Genomic DNA, 16,367 nt, shown 5'->3' on the forward strand with positions numbered 1-16,367 from the left:
ATGATGATGTATTCCAACTTTAGCAGTACCAAAAGGAGGTGCTCATGGGAATACTAATGAGAACAAGAATAGTCGTTATTTACATTTTGATGGTGAGATGGGGACACAGTTTCAGATGTGAATCAATGAATAGTCACTTCCTCTTACCTGATGTAGGCTGGTTTGGGGTTAGTGGTGCGAAGTGTAGATTACTACATGGTGAAACTTGAGTGATTTAAGTTTTTTACTTCAATAAACGGTAAAAATTTTACATATTGATAATCAAATGGCTGCATTTTATTTGTAAATTTTCAAACCAATCATTTTTTTCCTTATGTTTTTTTTAAAATTTAAAACGAAAGATTAAGATTGGTGCCAAGTTCTTGAATTTTTCAAAATCAATTAATTTTAACTTGCTCTTTGTTTTTTGCTTGGGGCACAAACGACAAAAAAATGAAAAAGATGTTTTTGCGAATTAGTGCGGTTGGGCTGATGCTGATTGGGATTAATTTTACAAGTTCGACGTATGCTGGAGAAGAACTTCATGTATGCCCAGGTAGTGGAGAGTCATGCGAAGCGACTATCACATTTGAAGGTAAGGATGTGAAAGTTTCTTCATTCAAAACAAAAGGTAGTGGAACTATTGTTGTAATAGCTCCATAAGATTAGATATATGAAAAGTCTAAAATATTATTGGAGTACTGGGAGTAAAATTGTGATTGTCTCATTTATTTTAGGTATCTCAGTACTTGCGCCATCTAAGTCAGTTGCCACAGAAGATTACGTTCTATGTGAAGGCAGAGGTGAACGATGTAGAGTTTGGGTAAACGGAATCCCAGTTTCTTTTGTCAAAGGAAAAGATAGCTCTGCTATTGTTATTTCATTATAATTTTAACCTGACCATCAAATCCATTTTGATTTGATGGTCTTTGTTTTGAGATGAACAAAATTAATGTACATATAATTGCCTTTTTTGTCAGTTTGCTTTTCTCTTGCAGTGGAGATAAAAGGAATGAAACAGATCGGATTATACAAAATTTAGGAGAGGAAATTAAAAATAGGGTTTTTCACGAAAATATAATCACACGGATTGGAGATTTTGCTTATGATGGTAAAGCATTTTTGATATCTGCAAGTAAGGATTCTATATGGTTGGTCGATAATTACCTAAACAAGGTAATAGTTCTTGATTCCACTTTATCATTCCTTAATGATTTCATAAATAAAGGAGAAGGTCCAAATGAACATGTTGGATTGAAAAGAGTGTTTTTTGAGTCAAACAATGAATATTCTACTTTTGACTTCTCTCAGCAGCTATTCAGAAAATTTGATTCTTCTGATTCACTTTTGTTATTCAATAAATTTGATGGAGATAATTGGGTGAATGATATGGTTCAGCTTACTGTCGATACCTATTTATTTGCTGAGGCGTCCGATGATCAATATAGGTTTTTAGTCAAAAATTTTGTTCGGGACTCTGTAATTAGAGAATACCAAATAGTAGATCTTTTGGACTCTTTCCTTTCTGATCGAGAATTGCAATCTATACCATACGACAAGAACTTGATTTTTGAGGGGTATTTTTCAGCAGGTTCCGGAAATTATGTGGTATATACGTGCAATAAGGCGGGTTATGCATTTGTTTTTGACAAGACTGGAGGGTTTGTAAATGCGTTTCAAACCATAGATAAACTTCCTATACCGAGTTTTGTTAAGAAGGAAATTAGTCCTGGTTATTTGGTTCATGAAGTTAGTCCTGATTTGAGAGGTAATTTTAGTAGAGCAATTAGTAATGGGAAAGTTTACGTTCTTTCCAATGTTTTAGAGCCTTCTTATGGCGGAGAAAGGCCAATAGATGTATATTCGGCAAGTAATGGGAAATACCAATATTCTTTTTTAGTCCCCAACTTGGAAGATGGTCAGGGATCAAATGAAATAACAGTCTTTGGAGGAAGTTTATTTTTATTATACGAAAACTCTACAGTTGTTAAATATTCTTTGCATTCCGATTTTTGATTTTGAATATTCAATAATTTTCAAAAAAGCAATCAGTTACTGATTTAATTTTAATGATTTTTTCAAATCAAGTAATCTGCCTTATAGCCTAACCGTAAGTCATTTCCTATAAATGACATTAATTGGCATCTTTATTGAAAAGCCAGACAATAATCCGTGAGATTTTATGTGGAATTGGTTTCTGATATTGATAGCAGCGATGTCCGCTGACGCTGAGCGGCCACCCCTGCCACCTGATGCATTGTTGATACAGGAAGGAACGGCTAGCTTTTATGGCAGGAGATTCCATCTGAAGCGAACTTCCAACGGTGAGATTTTCCATATGGATAGTTTAACTGCTGCGCACAAGACACTGCCATTTAATACCAAGGTAAAGGTGACTCGTATTGATACCGGAGAATCGGTGTGGGTACGGATCAACGATAGGCTCCCGAGAAATTCCAAAAGGATTATAGATCTTTCCCGCAAAGCAGGAACTCAGCTGGGGATTCTTCACGATGGGATAACCATCGTGAGTATAGAGGTAGAAACTCCCTCAGAGATTAACCGCCTAATTGAGTATTTCGGGGAAGACCCGCCTGCATCCCTGAGGTTAAGGCCAGTGGAAGAGGCCATTAGCCCGCCAACACCGAGAATTGACACGTCAATCTCATTTTTTTAGAATCATTAACATCGTTTACATACTAAATATTTTGACATTGAATAATTAGTTAGTTTCTTAAGACTTGAAACTACTATTTCAATGAAAAACTCTACTCTCTTACTTTTCGGTTTTTTGATTGCTCTATTTTCCTCCTGCCAGGAAGATAAGGAAAAGGTCGAAGAAGCTCCCAAAGAATCATTTCGAAATGAAGTTGCCGCCACTGAGGTGAATACGGCAAAGGCAGAGCGAAAAAGCTTTGATTATCTGATCGATGCCACCGGTAAACTCGAGGCAGGTGCGGAAGTGATGACTGTAATAGAACAGGCAGGTTATCTTCAAGAAGTAAATGTCCAGGAAGGTCAATATGTGCAAAAAGGAGATGTGATAGCAGTCCTGGATCCTGCAGAGCCTGAACTGAGACTGGAAAAGGCCAAGATTTCGCTGAGAAACGCAAATGCGCTTTATGAGTCCGCCAAGTTTGGCTTTCCGGAATTATTTGCCTCGGATAGTGTGGAACAGCAAGGCATCGTAGAAGAACAGCTTAAAGCTAAGAATGGGGTTTTTATGAGTGAAGTGGAACTCAAAGAAGCTCAGTTGGCTTTTGAACGGACGGTGGTCAAGGCTCCGATATCCGGGAAAGTAGCAGATCTTAAACATAGAGCGGGGGCTTTGGTAGGCGCTAATACAGAATTATGTGAGATACTCTCTACAAATGAGTTCATACTTAAGGTGAAAGTCTTGGAGTCGGACATCAACCTTATTTCCATCAATCAAAAAGCAGAGGTTTATCCCATATCAAATACACAAACCGCTCTTACTGGCAAAGTAACGGGCATCAATCCTAAAGTAGATGAAAGTGGTCTGGTGCAGGTGTCCATTACACTGGCTGCCAATAAGGATTTGCTCCCTGGGATGAATGCCAGGGCTATCATTCGCTCTCCACAAAACAACTCCTTGGTGGTACCTAAAGATGCGCTCGTGTATAGGTCGGGCAGAGCTGTGGTGTTCACCATAGAAAACAAGGAGTCTAAATGGAACTACGTAGAAGTGGGCAAGGATAATGGGAAGGAAGTTGAGATTCTTGATGGTATTGAGGAAAATAGCACGGTCATCACCTCGAACAACCTCCAGCTTGCACACCAGGCACCAGTTCAAATCATAAAAGAATAAGCCATGGTTAGATTTTTACTGGCCCGGCCGATTGCAGTTTTTATGACTTTTATGGCGTTGATGGTATTTTCCTTCATCGTACTGCGAACACTCCCTATTTCTCTTTTGCCTCCCATCGACGTGCCGCAGATTGTGGTGAAGGTCAATTATCCCAACGCCTCTCCTGAAGCTATCGAACAAAATGTGTTGAGCCGGATCAGAGAGGGGTTGATTACCTTGAATGGCTTGGAAGAGATGGATTCCAAGGCAGGGTCGGAAGTAGGGACAATTTGGCTCACATTCGATTATAGTACCAAGATGGAGCTTGCCTATATAGATGTCAACGAAAAAATAGACAGGCTGACCAATTCGCTTCCGGAGGATCTGTCACGTCCAGAGGTGATCCGGATCAATACCTCCGATATACCCGTGGTCCGAGTTCAAGTGGTGCCCAAGGAAGGAATAGATGAAATAGAGGTCAGCTTGTTGGCAGAGAATGTCCTTAAAAAAAGGATAGAGCAATTACCTGGGGTCTCACTGGTGGATATCAATGGTAAAAAAGATAGGATAATCACCGTAAAACCAAGGGAAGAGGCACTGTCCGCACTAGGAATGACGCAGGAAAACGTGATCTCTGCCATAAAATCAGGGAATCAGGATCTTCCGGGGATCTCTGTCAAAGATGGTCAGTTCCGTTATTATTTACGTCTGGCTACCCGGGTGGATACGCCCAAGGATATTGAGAGTCTGCCTGTGGCAGCTTCCTCAGGAGTGATTATCCCGTTGGGCAAACTGGCCGAAGTCAGCTATGAGACACAGGAGACGTTGGGATATCATCTTTTCGGAACAGATGAAGGCTTGGTCATTACAGTTCACAAGCAGGCCTCGGCCAAAATGAATGAACTGATCCCTGAGCTGAAAAAGTCGCTGGGATATTTTAAAGAAGATTATCCTCAGGTAGAATTCGAGTTGACCCAAGATCAGTCCAATCTTCTCAATGCGGCTATTTCTAACCTGGAGACTTCCCTGCTATTTGGAGGTGTGTTTGCCTTTGCGGTGCTTTTCCTTTTTATGAAAGATTACAGACTTCCACTGATAATCGGCGTAAGTTTGCCTTCTTCCTTATTGATCAGTTTCCTTGTTTTTTACTTTTTCGATTTGTCCATCAACATCATTTCCCTGTCAGGTCTGGCACTGGGGATCGGGATGCTGATCGATAACGCCATCATTGTTTTGGATAATATTACCAGAAAACGTGAGAGTGGTTTGCCTCTTTTCGAAGCTTGTGTAGAAGGTGTGAACGAAGTGATGGGAGCATTGATCAGTTCAGTGCTTACTACCCTGGCGGTATTTGTACCTTTGGTTTTTCTGAGCGGGATTTCAGGAGCTTTGTTTTTTGATCAGGCAGTAGCGGTGACCGCTATTTTGTCAGTTTCCTTGGCTGTGGCATTTATTCTTCTGCCCATGCTCTATTTGATTATGTTCTCCCGGAGCAAAAAACCTTATGATGAAGGTGAGGGATTGTTTTTCAGTAAAGTACTGGCTGGTTATGATTATCTGTATCACAAGGTGATCAGCAATAGGAAATTGGCTATGCTGGGTTTTTTGTTGTTGATCCCGCTAGGTCTTGGCATCAGCTTGATCCTCGATACTACCGGCTTGCCCGAAATCGAAAAACTGGACGCGACACTGGATGTGGATTGGAGTGAGCCCATTTCGGCTACAGAAAACAAGCATAGGGTGTTGGCTCTTCTGAAAACTTTGGATGGGAATTATACACAAGCTGAAGCAGATGTGGGAGTAAAGCAGTTTTTGCTTTTTGACGGTGAAAATTCCATCCAACAATCCTTGCTTTATTTTCTTTTTCCATCTGTGGAAGAAAAGCAGGCCGCAATCAACCAGTTGCAGGATTATTTGAAAAAGAATTACCCTGAAGCATCATTCATCTTGGGCGATGCGCCTAATGCATTTGATCAGTTGTTCAATTCCAGTATGCCCTATTATGAAGTGAGATGGAAGGATCTGGAAGCAAAAGAACCGATACCGGAAGAAAAAATGGATCCATGGCTCAGTCAATTCCCAACCAGAGAGTGGGAGCGGGGTCCGGGATTGCAGAAAGAGGCCTCCGTGGTATTCACGCTTCGGGCGGACAAAATGGCTACCTATCAGATCCCCGTGGATGCTGTACAGACGCAGATTTCCAAACTCTTCGGAAGCTATACTATCACAGATATCAGGAGGTTTGGTGTGATTACTCCCATCCGGCTGAAGGAGACTAATGCTCGGTTTGAAAGTTTACTGCGCAATACAAGGTTATTTGCTTCTGATACTACTTCTTACATTTTGGGAGAATTTATAGACTATCAATACGAAGATCATTACAAATATGTGACAGCCGATAAGGGCGGGATTTATCAGTCTCTATTCGTCACCGCCGATAATCCTGATGAGGGATTACGGGATTATGTGCGGTGGGGGCAGGACAAGAATCTAGGAGTGACGGCCGTAGGACAGTATTTTAAAGATCGGGAAAATGTCCGTCAATTGATCGGGATACTGTTGATCTCGGTGTTGCTTCTTTACTTTATCCTGGCTGCGCAATTTGAGAGTTTTATCCAGCCTTTAATAGTAGTGTTTACGCTTCCTTTAGGAATCGGAGGGGCATTTTTAGTGCTGTTACTATGCGGAGCTACTTTGAACGTGATGTCTGCCATTGGTCTTGTAGTGATGCTGGGAATCATGGTGAATGATGCGATTTTGAAAATAGATACGATTAACCGCCTGCGATCAAGCTATGTGGAGTCTGATTCTACTTCTGCTGCCGAAGCACTCGAAATGGCGCTGCATAGAGCAGGGCAGATACGTCTCAAGCCAATCTTGATGACATCTATTACGACGATTTTGGCATTGATTCCGATTGTATTTAGCAGCGGGTTGGGGGCAGATCTACAGCGTCCGTTGGTGTTTGCGGTGATTGGTGGACTGACGATAGGTACAGTCACTTCATTATATTTCGTGCCATTGGCGTATTGGTTTACGGTTTCAAAGAAATCACTGAAGACGACCTGATATGACTCCTTTCAGAATTCTGATAGTATTCGTCGTCGTTTCAATCCTTGGATTGGCAGCCATCCCTTTGCTCTCTCTGGATCTGAACCCGAAGGAAAAATCCCCGATCCTTTCCGTAGGGTTTGGTATCAATAATGCATCCCCGGAAATAGTAGAAAAGCTTGCCACCTCTCCCCTGGAGGGGGCTTTTTCCAGGCTATCTGAACTGAAGCAGATCACATCTAACTCAAATTACAATCAGGGGTCAATCCGGCTTACTTTTGACAAAAAAGCGGATATGGAAATGAAGAAGTTCGAGATTTCTTCTATTATCCGGCAGATTTATCCCCAGTTGGATCCTAAGGTGAGATATCCTACCGTAGCACAGGCTAATGAAGCCCGCCAAGATGCGAAAGATCCTATTCTGATCTACAGTGTAAATGGGCCATTTGCCTCTTTTGAGATCAAGAAAATCACGGAGGATATACTAAAACCTGCGCTCACCCGATACGAGGAGGTGGAGGAAGTCACGGTGCAGGGAGCTAATGATCTGCAGCTCTTTGTGACCTATGATATTCAAAAGATGCAGGCTGTTGGAGTGACCAGAAGCCAATTGGAAGGGAGTATCGGACGTGCATTTGGATTGAGTTTCCCAGGAGCGGTATTGAACAAAGAAGGAAAAACACTCTTTGTGCAAGTGGATCGTAAACTGAAAGATAAAGCGCAGCTTGAGAATCTGGTGGTAAGCGAGTTGGGCGGAAAGGAAGTCCGTCTCAGGGATGTGGCTAGTCTGACCTTGGAGGAAGCTGAGCCTATTAGTTACTTTAGGATCAATGGCAATAACTCTGTCACACTTGCGGTGTACAATAGGGATGGGGTCAATAAAGTACTGCTGGCGCAAAAGCTCAAGCAAGCAATCCAAGAGGCAGGAGAGTTACTTCCTGCAGGCTTTCAGGCCAGGCTGGAAAAAGATGATACTGAGTTTCTGGAAAAAGAGCTGGATAAAATATACAAGAGATCAGGCCTTTCCATTTTGATTCTGGTTGTTTTTATCTTTTTGATCAATAGAAATATCAAGTACCTGAGCATACTTTTCTTGGGGATCCTGGCTAACCTAAGCCTATGTGCCATTGTGCTGTATTTTCTCAAGGTAGATATACACATGTATTCCCTGGCAGGGTTGACGATTAGTTTTGGGCTTATTGTGGACAATGCGATCATCATGATCGATCACTTACATAAGCACAGAAACCGCCGTGTATTCCTGGCTCTTTTGGCAGCCTCCCTGACGACCATTGCCGCATTGATGATCGTTTTTCTATTGCCTGAAGAAGAACGTAAAAATCTGACTGAATTTTCTCTGGTAGTATCGATTATGCTGGGGATTTCCCTTTTGATCGCTTTGGTGTTTACCCCGGCTTTTTACCAGGTAATGTTCAAAGAATCCATTAAGCAAGGAAGAAAGTTGACGCTGCCTAAGTTGCGTACGCGGGTAAAAGCTTTGCGAAGCTATGAACGGGGGATCGCATGGACAGCAAGGTACCGTAAGACATTTATCACGTTTTTAATCCTGCTTTTTGGACTTCCTATATTTTACCTCCCTGCCAAATGGGAAGATCATGAATGGTACAATAAGACGATAGGAAATACTTTTTATCAGGAGGAAATCCGGCCTTACGTGGATAAAGCTCTTGGAGGTTCCATGCGTATGTTTGCCCGTGGCGTATATGAAAAAGGAGGCTATAGGGAAGTGGCAAAAACAAGGCTTTATGTTACCTGCAGGCTGCCGTTTGGCAATACCCTCGAGCAGATGGACTTCATCATGCGTGAGTTTGAACTCTATCTGAAGGATGTAGAAGGAATAGATCAATTCGTGACATCGGTTTATAATGGGCAAAGTGCAAGAATTGAAATCACTTTCAAAGAAGAGTACGAAAGAGGGGCTTTGCCTTACCAGCTGAAGGGGAAACTTTCTGTGAAATCCACCGACTGGAGCGGTGCGCAATGGACTGTGTCGGGGGTGGGGCAGGGGTTTTATACCGGTGGGTCCAGTGATCAGATCCCTAGCTATCGAGTTAAGATGAAGGGCTATAATTTTGATGAGCTAGAGCGTCAGGCGGATGTGTTGGCAGAGAAGCTTTTGGCACATAAGCGTATTCAGGAGGTAAATACCAACGAAAGAAACTGGGGAGAGCAGAAGACAGAGGAATATGTGCTTCGTCTGGATCAGAACAAATTGGCACTGGGACAAACAAATCAGTTGGAGGTGATCACCGCTTTGCAGGATATGTCCAAGCCTACCAATCCTTCTACGATGCTTACGCTGGAAAACCAGAATTATGGTATGGTGATTCGAGAGCGTGAATCCGGTGGTTTCAGCAAGTTTGACCTGGAGCAGAAAGGACTGATAGGTGGTGAAAACAAGGTGTTCAAAGTCTCAGATTACGGTACATTGATCAAAGAGACAACTACCAATTCCCTGAATAAAGAAGACAGACAATACATCAGGATAGTGGCTTTTGAATACATGGGGTCGGCGAAGTTTGGTTCAGAGTACCTGGAGGAGGTGCTAGAAGAAATGAAGCAAATAATGCCTATCGGGTATGAGGCAAACAGGGATTCTTATTATTGGAATTATGGGCAGCAAAAACGTCAGTATTCCCTGTTAGGATTATTGATTATTGGAGTGTTTATGATCTGCTCAGTGTTGTTCGAGAACCTAAAACAACCCGTATATATTATCGCTATCATCCCAATCAGTTTTATAGGTCTGTTTTTGATCTTCTCTCTCTTTGATTTTTATTTCGATCAGGGTGGATATGCGGCCTTTGTGATGCTTGGAGGATTAGCTGTGAATGCCGGGATCTTTATTGTAAATGATCTTAACAATCGAGCACAGGGGCTTTATAACCGTAATGTACTCAAGTCAGTCGCAGGCAAGGCCGTTCCTATTTTACTTACCATTATGTCCACCTGCTTTGGTTTGATCCCATTTATCATTGAGGGTCAGAATGAGGTTTTCTGGTTCTCGCTGGCGATAGGCACCATTGGAGGGTTGATATTCAGTATGTTTGGTGTGTTTTGGATATTGCCGGTACTGCTTTGGAAGAAAACTCGTACGGAAAAGAAGACTCCAGAAAAGGTGGTGAAGCGCAAAAGAAGATGGTTCTTTTGGAAGCGACGTGGTGCTACAGAATTGAATAATGCCTGAGGTGTTGCAATAGGGAGGAAATGGGCAATAATCTTCTCAAGGTTCTTTGTATGTGAAAAATTCAATATATCCTTTGAGCTTCTTCTTTTTTCTCTGAACCATGAAGAGAAATTCCTAATCGGAGTAACTTATCAAAATTCAACATAACCGATGTTTAATTTATAAAAGAAACACAATGAGAAAAATTATAGCATTCGCATTATTATCTGTCATCGGCTGTGGGGAGAGTCGCGTTGAATCTGTTAAAACTATTGATTTTGATGCTCTTGAAAAGGTCTCGGCTGATTTATTGATCGAAAAAGCAATTCCTCTTGCATCTGATTCTACTGAATTGTTGGGTGAATACCTCTGGGTCATGTATGATAAAGATGGCTACTATGCAATGAACAACTTTCGTGGTAAAGGAATACATCATTTTTCCAATGAAGGCAAACATTTGGGAATTATTGCTGAAATCGGAGAGGCACCGGGACAAGTTCCGGAGATTCGCAACTTCAGGGTTCTCGAAGAGGAAGTACTGGTGAATTCCGGTATGGGTAATTCCTTGGAGCTACATACATTCTCCAAATCGGGGAAACTCCTGAAAAGCACCCCCTATCCAATAAATGCCTTTGCCTTTTACCCGTTAAATCAGGATGAGGTATGGTATTACAGTAGCTACAATAGTGTAGCGGGAGATCATCGGTTGTTTGTTGCAGACGGATCCGGGGCGATTAGGAAAGAACTCTTGTCAAATGATTTCAATGAGAAAATGCTGCCGATGGATGAGCAGTCCTTCTTTGAGGGGAATGAAGCGGTCCTATTTAGAGAGTCATTTAAGGGCAACGTATATCAACTGAGTGAGGAAGATTCCTTAAAGGAAGTTTACACCTTTGATTTTGGCCCAACTGCGGTACCTGAAAAATTCTGGGAGATGGATGCCTTTGCGGGATTTGAAATGATCAACAAGCAAGGGTTTTCGAATATTGCTTTCTTGGAAGAGAACGAACAATATTTCGTAGCCTATGTTAATTTTCAGAAAGAACGGGACATTAAGAAAACGCTGTATGTATGGAATAAAAAGACGGATAAAGAATTTATAATGGAAATTGACGGCGAGCTGGGATATTTCAATTCACTTATTGGGTTGGAAGGGGATCAACTGGTGTTTATTGCCTATGCGCCTTATTTGGTGAGAAATAGTGAAAAACTCAACCTCAGCGATAAAGCAAAAGCTTCGCTGGCGACAGTGACTGAGGATTCCAATCCTGTTATTCTTTATGCGAAAATACCGGGGTAGTATTATCATTATTCTGCTTCTAGGTGTAGGTGCCTTATTGTATTTAACAAATCCTAAGGAATTGGAGACACCTGAAGAAAAACTAATTCATCATTTTTGAGAAGCGGAAGTAATAAACCCTACTGAGGGAGTCAATTCTCTGTGGAATTAAGGAGTGCGTTAAAACCACATTCCTGTTCAATTTTAGCTGTTCAGGATTTGCAATCCTGAATCCATTTCATACGGTTTGTAATTTGGAAAAATCATTTAAAATTCTACCCAGGGGAGTGTGCTCACTCGCTGAAAGTTCTGAAATAGTGAATGTCGAATGATAAATTTCGAATAATGAAATTGGGGGTAAGTCTCCAGTGATGTTGTAAAGGAAATAAGGTGTTTAACCAGAAATAGCCTCAATAAATCGATTGATTCCCACCACCTGAATATTTTTTGCCATGGGATAATTTTCTTCCCGAGGAATTACCACGTGTAATTTTTCTATTCCCAAATCCTCCATTGCTAGATAGGTGCCTTTGGTGAGCTTAGGACTGAGACTGAATTTGATCTCTGCTGCTGCAAGCCATGTATTATTGCGTCGAATAAGGAGGTCGATTTCTGAACCATCTTGTGTGCGGTAAAAATACATTTCATCATCAGATTTTATTACCGCCGCAGTTTGGTTGATGACAAAGGCTTCCCATGAACTTCCCAAAACGATATTGCCAAAGATGCTTTCCATATTCTTTATTCCAAGCATGTAATGTAGCATGCCTGAATCGCGGAAATATAGTTTAGGAGATTTGACAAGCCGTTTTTTTATATTGACTGACCAGGCGGGTAATTCCCTCAAAAGAAATGCGTCTAGGAGAAAACTAAGATACGTTTTGATGGTGGGTGCGGTCAATCCCAGTGATTTGGCAAAAGTCGCATAGCTGAGAACTCCTCCATGTACAGATGCGATCATCATTAAGAATTGCCTGGTCACTCTAGGATCTGCGGGTAGTCCATACTGAGGTAGATCTCGCTGAATGTAGCTCGTGGTGAAGCTTCGATACCAATCTTGGACAAAGTTTGGATCCTGTGACAATGCAGGCTCAGGAAAACCTCCATAAATCCAGAGATCTTGGTTTGTTATTTTTCCAGAAGTTTCCAAAATAGAAAGCGGAGTCATTTCCAGGTAGTTGATCCTTCCTGCCAAACTTTCTGAACTTTGCCGAAGCAAAGAAGGGGAGGCAGAACCAAGGATTATAAATCTTCCTGGTTTTCTGTTTTCGTCGATTACAGCTCTCACCAAAGGAAAAATTGCAGGCTGATGTTGGATTTCATCAAGGATGATTGTTTTGTCTTGATTTTGGGAAAAGAATAATTCGGGATCATTCAGTTTATTTAGATCCGAGTTTTTTTCCAAATCGAGATAAATAACCTTAGTATCTAGCAATAGCTGTTTTGCTAAGGTAGTCTTACCTACTTGTCTAGGCCCAACAATACCAGTCACGGGGAATTGCGATATTGATTTTAAGAATGGTTTTTCTATAGCTCTATTAATCATCCCTGCAAATCTAAAATTTATTTTTAGATTTGCAGGGATGATTCTGTTTTTCTTGGACTTGTTGTCCTATAAATCCCCGCTTTTCCGACTATGGTTAAAACCTTAACTTTATACTATGAATAAATTCTCTTCGCTAGCACTTACCGCACTTTTTGCCACATTAAATTTTTCCTGCTCCGAAAAAGAATCCGCTTCAACTCCATCTAGCCCGCTTCAAGAACTTCAGTTTGAAGTATATGATTCTCTTATGGTGGAGGTGCTGGAAGAAGTTGTGCTATTGGATTATCAGGATGAACTGGATCAATACCTCTTAAAAGAACGAAGAGGAAATAATGTCTTGCTGGTAGATGGACAAGGGAAATTGATCAGAGAAGTAGAGTTGATTGGTGAAGGGCCAAATCAAATTCAGTTTGCGCTGGAGGGAAGGTTTTTGGACAAAGATCGTTTTATTTTTAAAGAAATGTCCACAAGTATGGATTACCATGTTTTTGATTCGGACTTTCGCAAAACAGAAATGATAAATGGTTCTGCTGTAGGGTTAAACGCTATTTTTATTTCGTTTTTCAGACAAACCTTTACTTCTTGGAGTGAAGATGGCAAACTTTTTATTCTCGGGGAAGAGGTGAATTCATATAATCCTGGGGAGGTGGATCCTGATAAAATTGGAGCGGATTTTTATAGTCGGGTGAATACTGGATTTTTTTATGATACCACTCAGGATTCGGTCACACGACTAAGCTTGTATCCAACATCTTGGGAACCCCGAAGAGCTAACCGTTGGATAGGGCAGAGTTTTCCGTATCTGGCATTTGATAATCGGCGAAAAAAGGCTGCTGTGCTTCCACCCATAGGGAATCAGCTTTTCTTGTATGATTGGGATGGGAATTCATTGATCAATGAAAAAGCTATTACACTGACTCACCCAGATCGAAATGAGGAGATCCCCGATGTCTCACGCGAAAACCTTCTTTACCCATCATTTAGTGATGTGAAGAATTTTGGGGAATATCAGTTGGCAATATTCTATACAGCAATTCCCGAAGATATTTTCGCTGAATTCAGGTCTAAGGGAGAGAATTACCACCAAGATCCCGAGTGGAGAAAAGCTCAGGCAAAGCATAGAAAACCGCGCTACATTATCGTCAAAGGAGATCAGCAAATCGGGATCTTAAACAAGCTTCCGGTAGAAGGCAATGTGAATTTGGGACTTTCGGACGGAACCCTGATCGTCAAAGCTGCAGATGGAGAAGTGGAGCGGGATTACAATCTGTTTTATAAGGTGAGGTTGGTGGAGGAGTGAGTTGAAAAGTGTGAAAGTGGTAAGGTTGTAAAGTGATGATTTTATAGTGCTTGCTGAAAAGCAAAAAATCAACCCGACGAGGATTTTTTTTCTTTTATAGGATGAGGATAATGGGGGCCGAGTAGTGTTGTTTTAGGATAACGGATCTTGGTGCTCTTAGTTGACTTACTAGGTTTTTGTTCCTTATAAGACAGCCGATACTTTAATTATTACCTAAACGCATCATAAACCACTATCCCCATCGACGCGGTAATCAACTGAAGCGGGCTTTGACGAGGATTATACTCAAACTCTCCATCACCCTTGTCCGGTAAAAAGTGGGTGTCCCCTTTGGTGAGGAAACGAATGGAGCCTCCATCCTGATAGTTAAGTCTGAGTTCCAGTTTTCCTCCATCTATGAAAGGTAATGGAAGTTGGATCCCTCCGCCGAGTTTGTAGCCAAATGCCCAATCCCCCATATCAATACCAGCTTCTACTGCTTCCTCAAAAAAGGAAGGGCGTATTTTGAATCTTGAATATAAGTAGTTGGCTCCCGCCTGAATTTCAATAAAAGGAGTAACCTTGCTGCTCATGGATGGTAAGTACCGGAAGACTGCCATTCCAGAAGTATAATTATTGTTGCGCCTGATCCTATAATTTTCTGAGAATCCAGGGTAAAGATCGTCCCGCACCTCTAATTTGGTGCCATAGACTCCATAGCTCAACTCAAGACCAATCTGTATGGGTTGGGCTTGGAATTCGTATAGAGCTATTCCTGATAAAGTAGGGAAAAATAGTTTGCCAACTTCCTTTTCAAGCCTTAATACGGGGAGTCCACCATTGATATGCCCGCCTGCAATAAAAAACTGTGCGAAAAGAGGAGTAGATGAAATAAACAAAAGAATGAGTAAAATAGGTTTTCGCATGCTTGGGAATTTGTATAACATACGGGAGACCTATACCCATTTGTTTAGCTGATTTCTTGATATGAGTGTATAAGTAAAATCCTTGATTTGCCTGCCCATTGGTCTGGCTTTAGTATCTTAACCACTCAAACCTAAAATTAACCTATGAATACCTCAGATTCCCGAAGGGATTTTCTTAAGAAATCGGCCTTAATCGGCACAGGACTTAGCCTCGCAGCCAGTACTTCACTTCAGGCTTTTGCTGGGACAGTCAAATCCAAAAATAAGTTGCCCGATTGGAAGGGCTTCAACCTCTTGGATTTTTTCTCCCATGATCCCAATGCCGGAAGACCTACAAAACCGGAATATATCCAATGGATCGCAGACTGGGGATTTGATTTTGCAAGGATTCCTATTTCTTATCCCAGCTATCTGGAAATAGACCGAAGCAGACCGATTCGCCCAGATGAAGTGTTGAACTTTGACGAAAGCCGCTTGGAGAAAATCGATGAGCTTGTCGAACGCTGCATCGCCCATGGGCTCCATGTGAGTTTGAATTTACATCGTGCGCCTGGATTTTGCATCAATGCAGGATTTGTAGAGCCATATAACCTCTGGAAAGATCAGGAAGCGCAAGAAGCATTCTGCGCCCACTGGGAGATGTGGGCAAATCGGTACAAAGGGATTTCTAAGAAGAAATTGAGCTTTGACCTGGTCAACGAGCCCTATCAGCGTGCCGATCCCAATGATCAGCATAGTCCTGGTGGCCCAGTGGATATGCAGGATTATCGGCGTGTGGGCAAAGCTGCTTTAGATACCATCAAATCGGTGAAGAAATCCCGGTTGGTGATTGCAGACGGAAATGGGGGAGGAGGAACCGCAATGCCGGAGCTGGCTGATCTGGATCTGGCGCAGAGTTGCCGTGGATATCACCCTTTTCCGATTTCCCATTATAAAGCGGGATGGGTATATAAGGATCCTTCTACCGTCCCACCCGTTACCTGGCCTTTGGCTCAGGGAGAAAAGGTATTGGATATAGACGATATCCGTGAATATTATGGACCATGGAAAGCACTGGTAGATCAGGGAGTAGGCGTACATTGCGGAGAATGCGGTGGTTACAACGAAACCCCACACGATGTTTTTCTCAGCTGGTTTGGAGATGTGCTGGCAGTGTTGAAAGAAAATGGAATCGGCTTTGGAATCTGGGAATTTTCAGGGAGTTTTGGAGTATTGAATTCAGGGAGAAAAGACGTGGAGTACGAAGACTGGTATGGAGAGAAATTGGACAGGAAGTTTTTGGAATTGCTCAGAGCTCAGATTTAAGAAATAC

Annotated in this window: 11 protein-coding genes; 9 read left to right on the forward strand and 2 right to left on the reverse strand. The window is 41.9% G+C overall.

Annotated elements, in window-relative coordinates:
• The first annotated feature begins 432 nt into the window (after positions 1 to 432).
• The 7 genes from LZF95_RS18575 to LZF95_RS18605 all read left to right on the forward strand — a co-directional run bounded on the left by LZF95_RS18575 (position 433) and on the right by LZF95_RS18605 (position 11,325).
• Positions 433 to 642 carry a hypothetical protein gene (locus LZF95_RS18575; protein WP_233756531.1) on the forward strand — a complete coding sequence of 70 codons (210 nt, stop codon included), beginning with the start codon at positions 433 to 435 and terminating at the stop codon, positions 640 to 642.
• A gap of 276 nt (positions 643 to 918) precedes the next feature.
• Positions 919 to 1,995 (forward strand): hypothetical protein, encoded by a 1,077-nt coding sequence (locus LZF95_RS18580; RefSeq protein WP_233756532.1) that lies wholly within the window; start codon positions 919 to 921, stop codon positions 1,993 to 1,995.
• 166 nt (positions 1,996 to 2,161) lie between these two features.
• On the forward strand, positions 2,162 to 2,656 hold the full coding sequence (locus LZF95_RS18585; protein ID WP_233756533.1) for a septal ring lytic transglycosylase RlpA family protein: 495 nt from the start codon (positions 2,162 to 2,164) through the stop codon (positions 2,654 to 2,656).
• 81 nt (positions 2,657 to 2,737) lie between these two features.
• Entirely contained in the window at positions 2,738 to 3,808 is a 1,071-nt protein-coding gene (locus tag LZF95_RS18590; RefSeq protein WP_233756534.1) for an efflux RND transporter periplasmic adaptor subunit, read from the forward strand.
• A gap of 3 nt (positions 3,809 to 3,811) precedes the next feature.
• A complete protein-coding gene (locus tag LZF95_RS18595; protein WP_233756535.1) occupies positions 3,812 to 6,856 on the forward strand; it encodes an efflux RND transporter permease subunit in 3,045 nt (1,014 codons plus the stop codon).
• Between the two features lies 1 nt (position 6,857).
• Positions 6,858 to 10,046 (forward strand): efflux RND transporter permease subunit, encoded by a 3,189-nt coding sequence (locus LZF95_RS18600; protein WP_233756536.1) that lies wholly within the window; start codon positions 6,858 to 6,860, stop codon positions 10,044 to 10,046.
• 175 nt (positions 10,047 to 10,221) lie between these two features.
• Entirely contained in the window at positions 10,222 to 11,325 is a 1,104-nt protein-coding gene (locus LZF95_RS18605) for a 6-bladed beta-propeller (RefSeq protein ID WP_233756537.1), read from the forward strand.
• A 373-nt stretch (positions 11,326 to 11,698) separates the two neighbouring features.
• Here LZF95_RS18605 and LZF95_RS18610 read toward each other — a convergent pair whose 3' ends face one another.
• A complete protein-coding gene (locus tag LZF95_RS18610) occupies positions 11,699 to 12,850 on the reverse strand; it encodes an ATP-binding protein (RefSeq protein WP_233756538.1) in 1,152 nt (383 codons plus the stop codon).
• Positions 12,851 to 12,965: 115 nt separating this feature from the next.
• Between LZF95_RS18610 and LZF95_RS18615 the strand changes: the two genes are divergently transcribed.
• The gene (locus LZF95_RS18615) at positions 12,966 to 14,150 is read left to right on the forward strand and encodes a hypothetical protein (protein ID WP_233756539.1); all 1,185 of its coding nucleotides are present in this window, start codon (positions 12,966 to 12,968) and stop codon (positions 14,148 to 14,150) included.
• Between the two features lie 209 nt (positions 14,151 to 14,359).
• Here LZF95_RS18615 and LZF95_RS18620 read toward each other — a convergent pair whose 3' ends face one another.
• Positions 14,360 to 15,055 carry a hypothetical protein gene (locus LZF95_RS18620; RefSeq protein WP_233756540.1) on the reverse strand — a complete coding sequence of 232 codons (696 nt, stop codon included), beginning with the start codon at positions 15,053 to 15,055 and terminating at the stop codon, positions 14,360 to 14,362.
• 144 nt (positions 15,056 to 15,199) lie between these two features.
• Between LZF95_RS18620 and LZF95_RS18625 the strand changes: the two genes are divergently transcribed.
• Positions 15,200 to 16,360, forward strand: coding sequence for a cellulase family glycosylhydrolase (locus LZF95_RS18625; protein WP_233756541.1), 1,161 nt, complete (start codon positions 15,200 to 15,202; stop codon positions 16,358 to 16,360).
• The last annotated feature ends 7 nt before the right edge of the window (positions 16,361 to 16,367 follow it).

The organism is Algoriphagus sp. AGSA1, from assembly GCF_021390545.1.
In the GTDB taxonomy this organism is placed as follows: Bacteria; Bacteroidota; Bacteroidia; order Cytophagales; family Cyclobacteriaceae; genus Algoriphagus.

What these genes read in the sequence shown, in the direction of transcription:
- LZF95_RS18575 (WP_233756531.1), top strand. Translation starts at nt 433, where the DNA reads ATGAAAAAGATGTTTTTGCGAATTAGTGCGGTTGGGCTGATGCTGATT.
- LZF95_RS18580 (WP_233756532.1), top strand. Translation starts at nt 919, where the DNA reads ATGAACAAAATTAATGTACATATAATTGCCTTTTTTGTCAGTTTGCTT.
- LZF95_RS18585 (WP_233756533.1), top strand. Translation starts at nt 2,162, where the DNA reads ATGTGGAATTGGTTTCTGATATTGATAGCAGCGATGTCCGCTGACGCT.
- LZF95_RS18590 (WP_233756534.1), top strand. Translation starts at nt 2,738, where the DNA reads ATGAAAAACTCTACTCTCTTACTTTTCGGTTTTTTGATTGCTCTATTT.
- LZF95_RS18595 (WP_233756535.1), top strand. Translation starts at nt 3,812, where the DNA reads ATGGTTAGATTTTTACTGGCCCGGCCGATTGCAGTTTTTATGACTTTT.
- LZF95_RS18600 (WP_233756536.1), top strand. Translation starts at nt 6,858, where the DNA reads ATGACTCCTTTCAGAATTCTGATAGTATTCGTCGTCGTTTCAATCCTT.
- LZF95_RS18605 (WP_233756537.1), top strand. Translation starts at nt 10,222, where the DNA reads ATGAGAAAAATTATAGCATTCGCATTATTATCTGTCATCGGCTGTGGG.
- LZF95_RS18610 (WP_233756538.1), bottom strand. Translation starts at nt 12,850, where the DNA reads ATGATTAATAGAGCTATAGAAAAACCATTCTTAAAATCAATATCGCAA.
- LZF95_RS18615 (WP_233756539.1), top strand. Translation starts at nt 12,966, where the DNA reads ATGAATAAATTCTCTTCGCTAGCACTTACCGCACTTTTTGCCACATTA.
- LZF95_RS18620 (WP_233756540.1), bottom strand. Translation starts at nt 15,055, where the DNA reads ATGCGAAAACCTATTTTACTCATTCTTTTGTTTATTTCATCTACTCCT.
- LZF95_RS18625 (WP_233756541.1), top strand. Translation starts at nt 15,200, where the DNA reads ATGAATACCTCAGATTCCCGAAGGGATTTTCTTAAGAAATCGGCCTTA.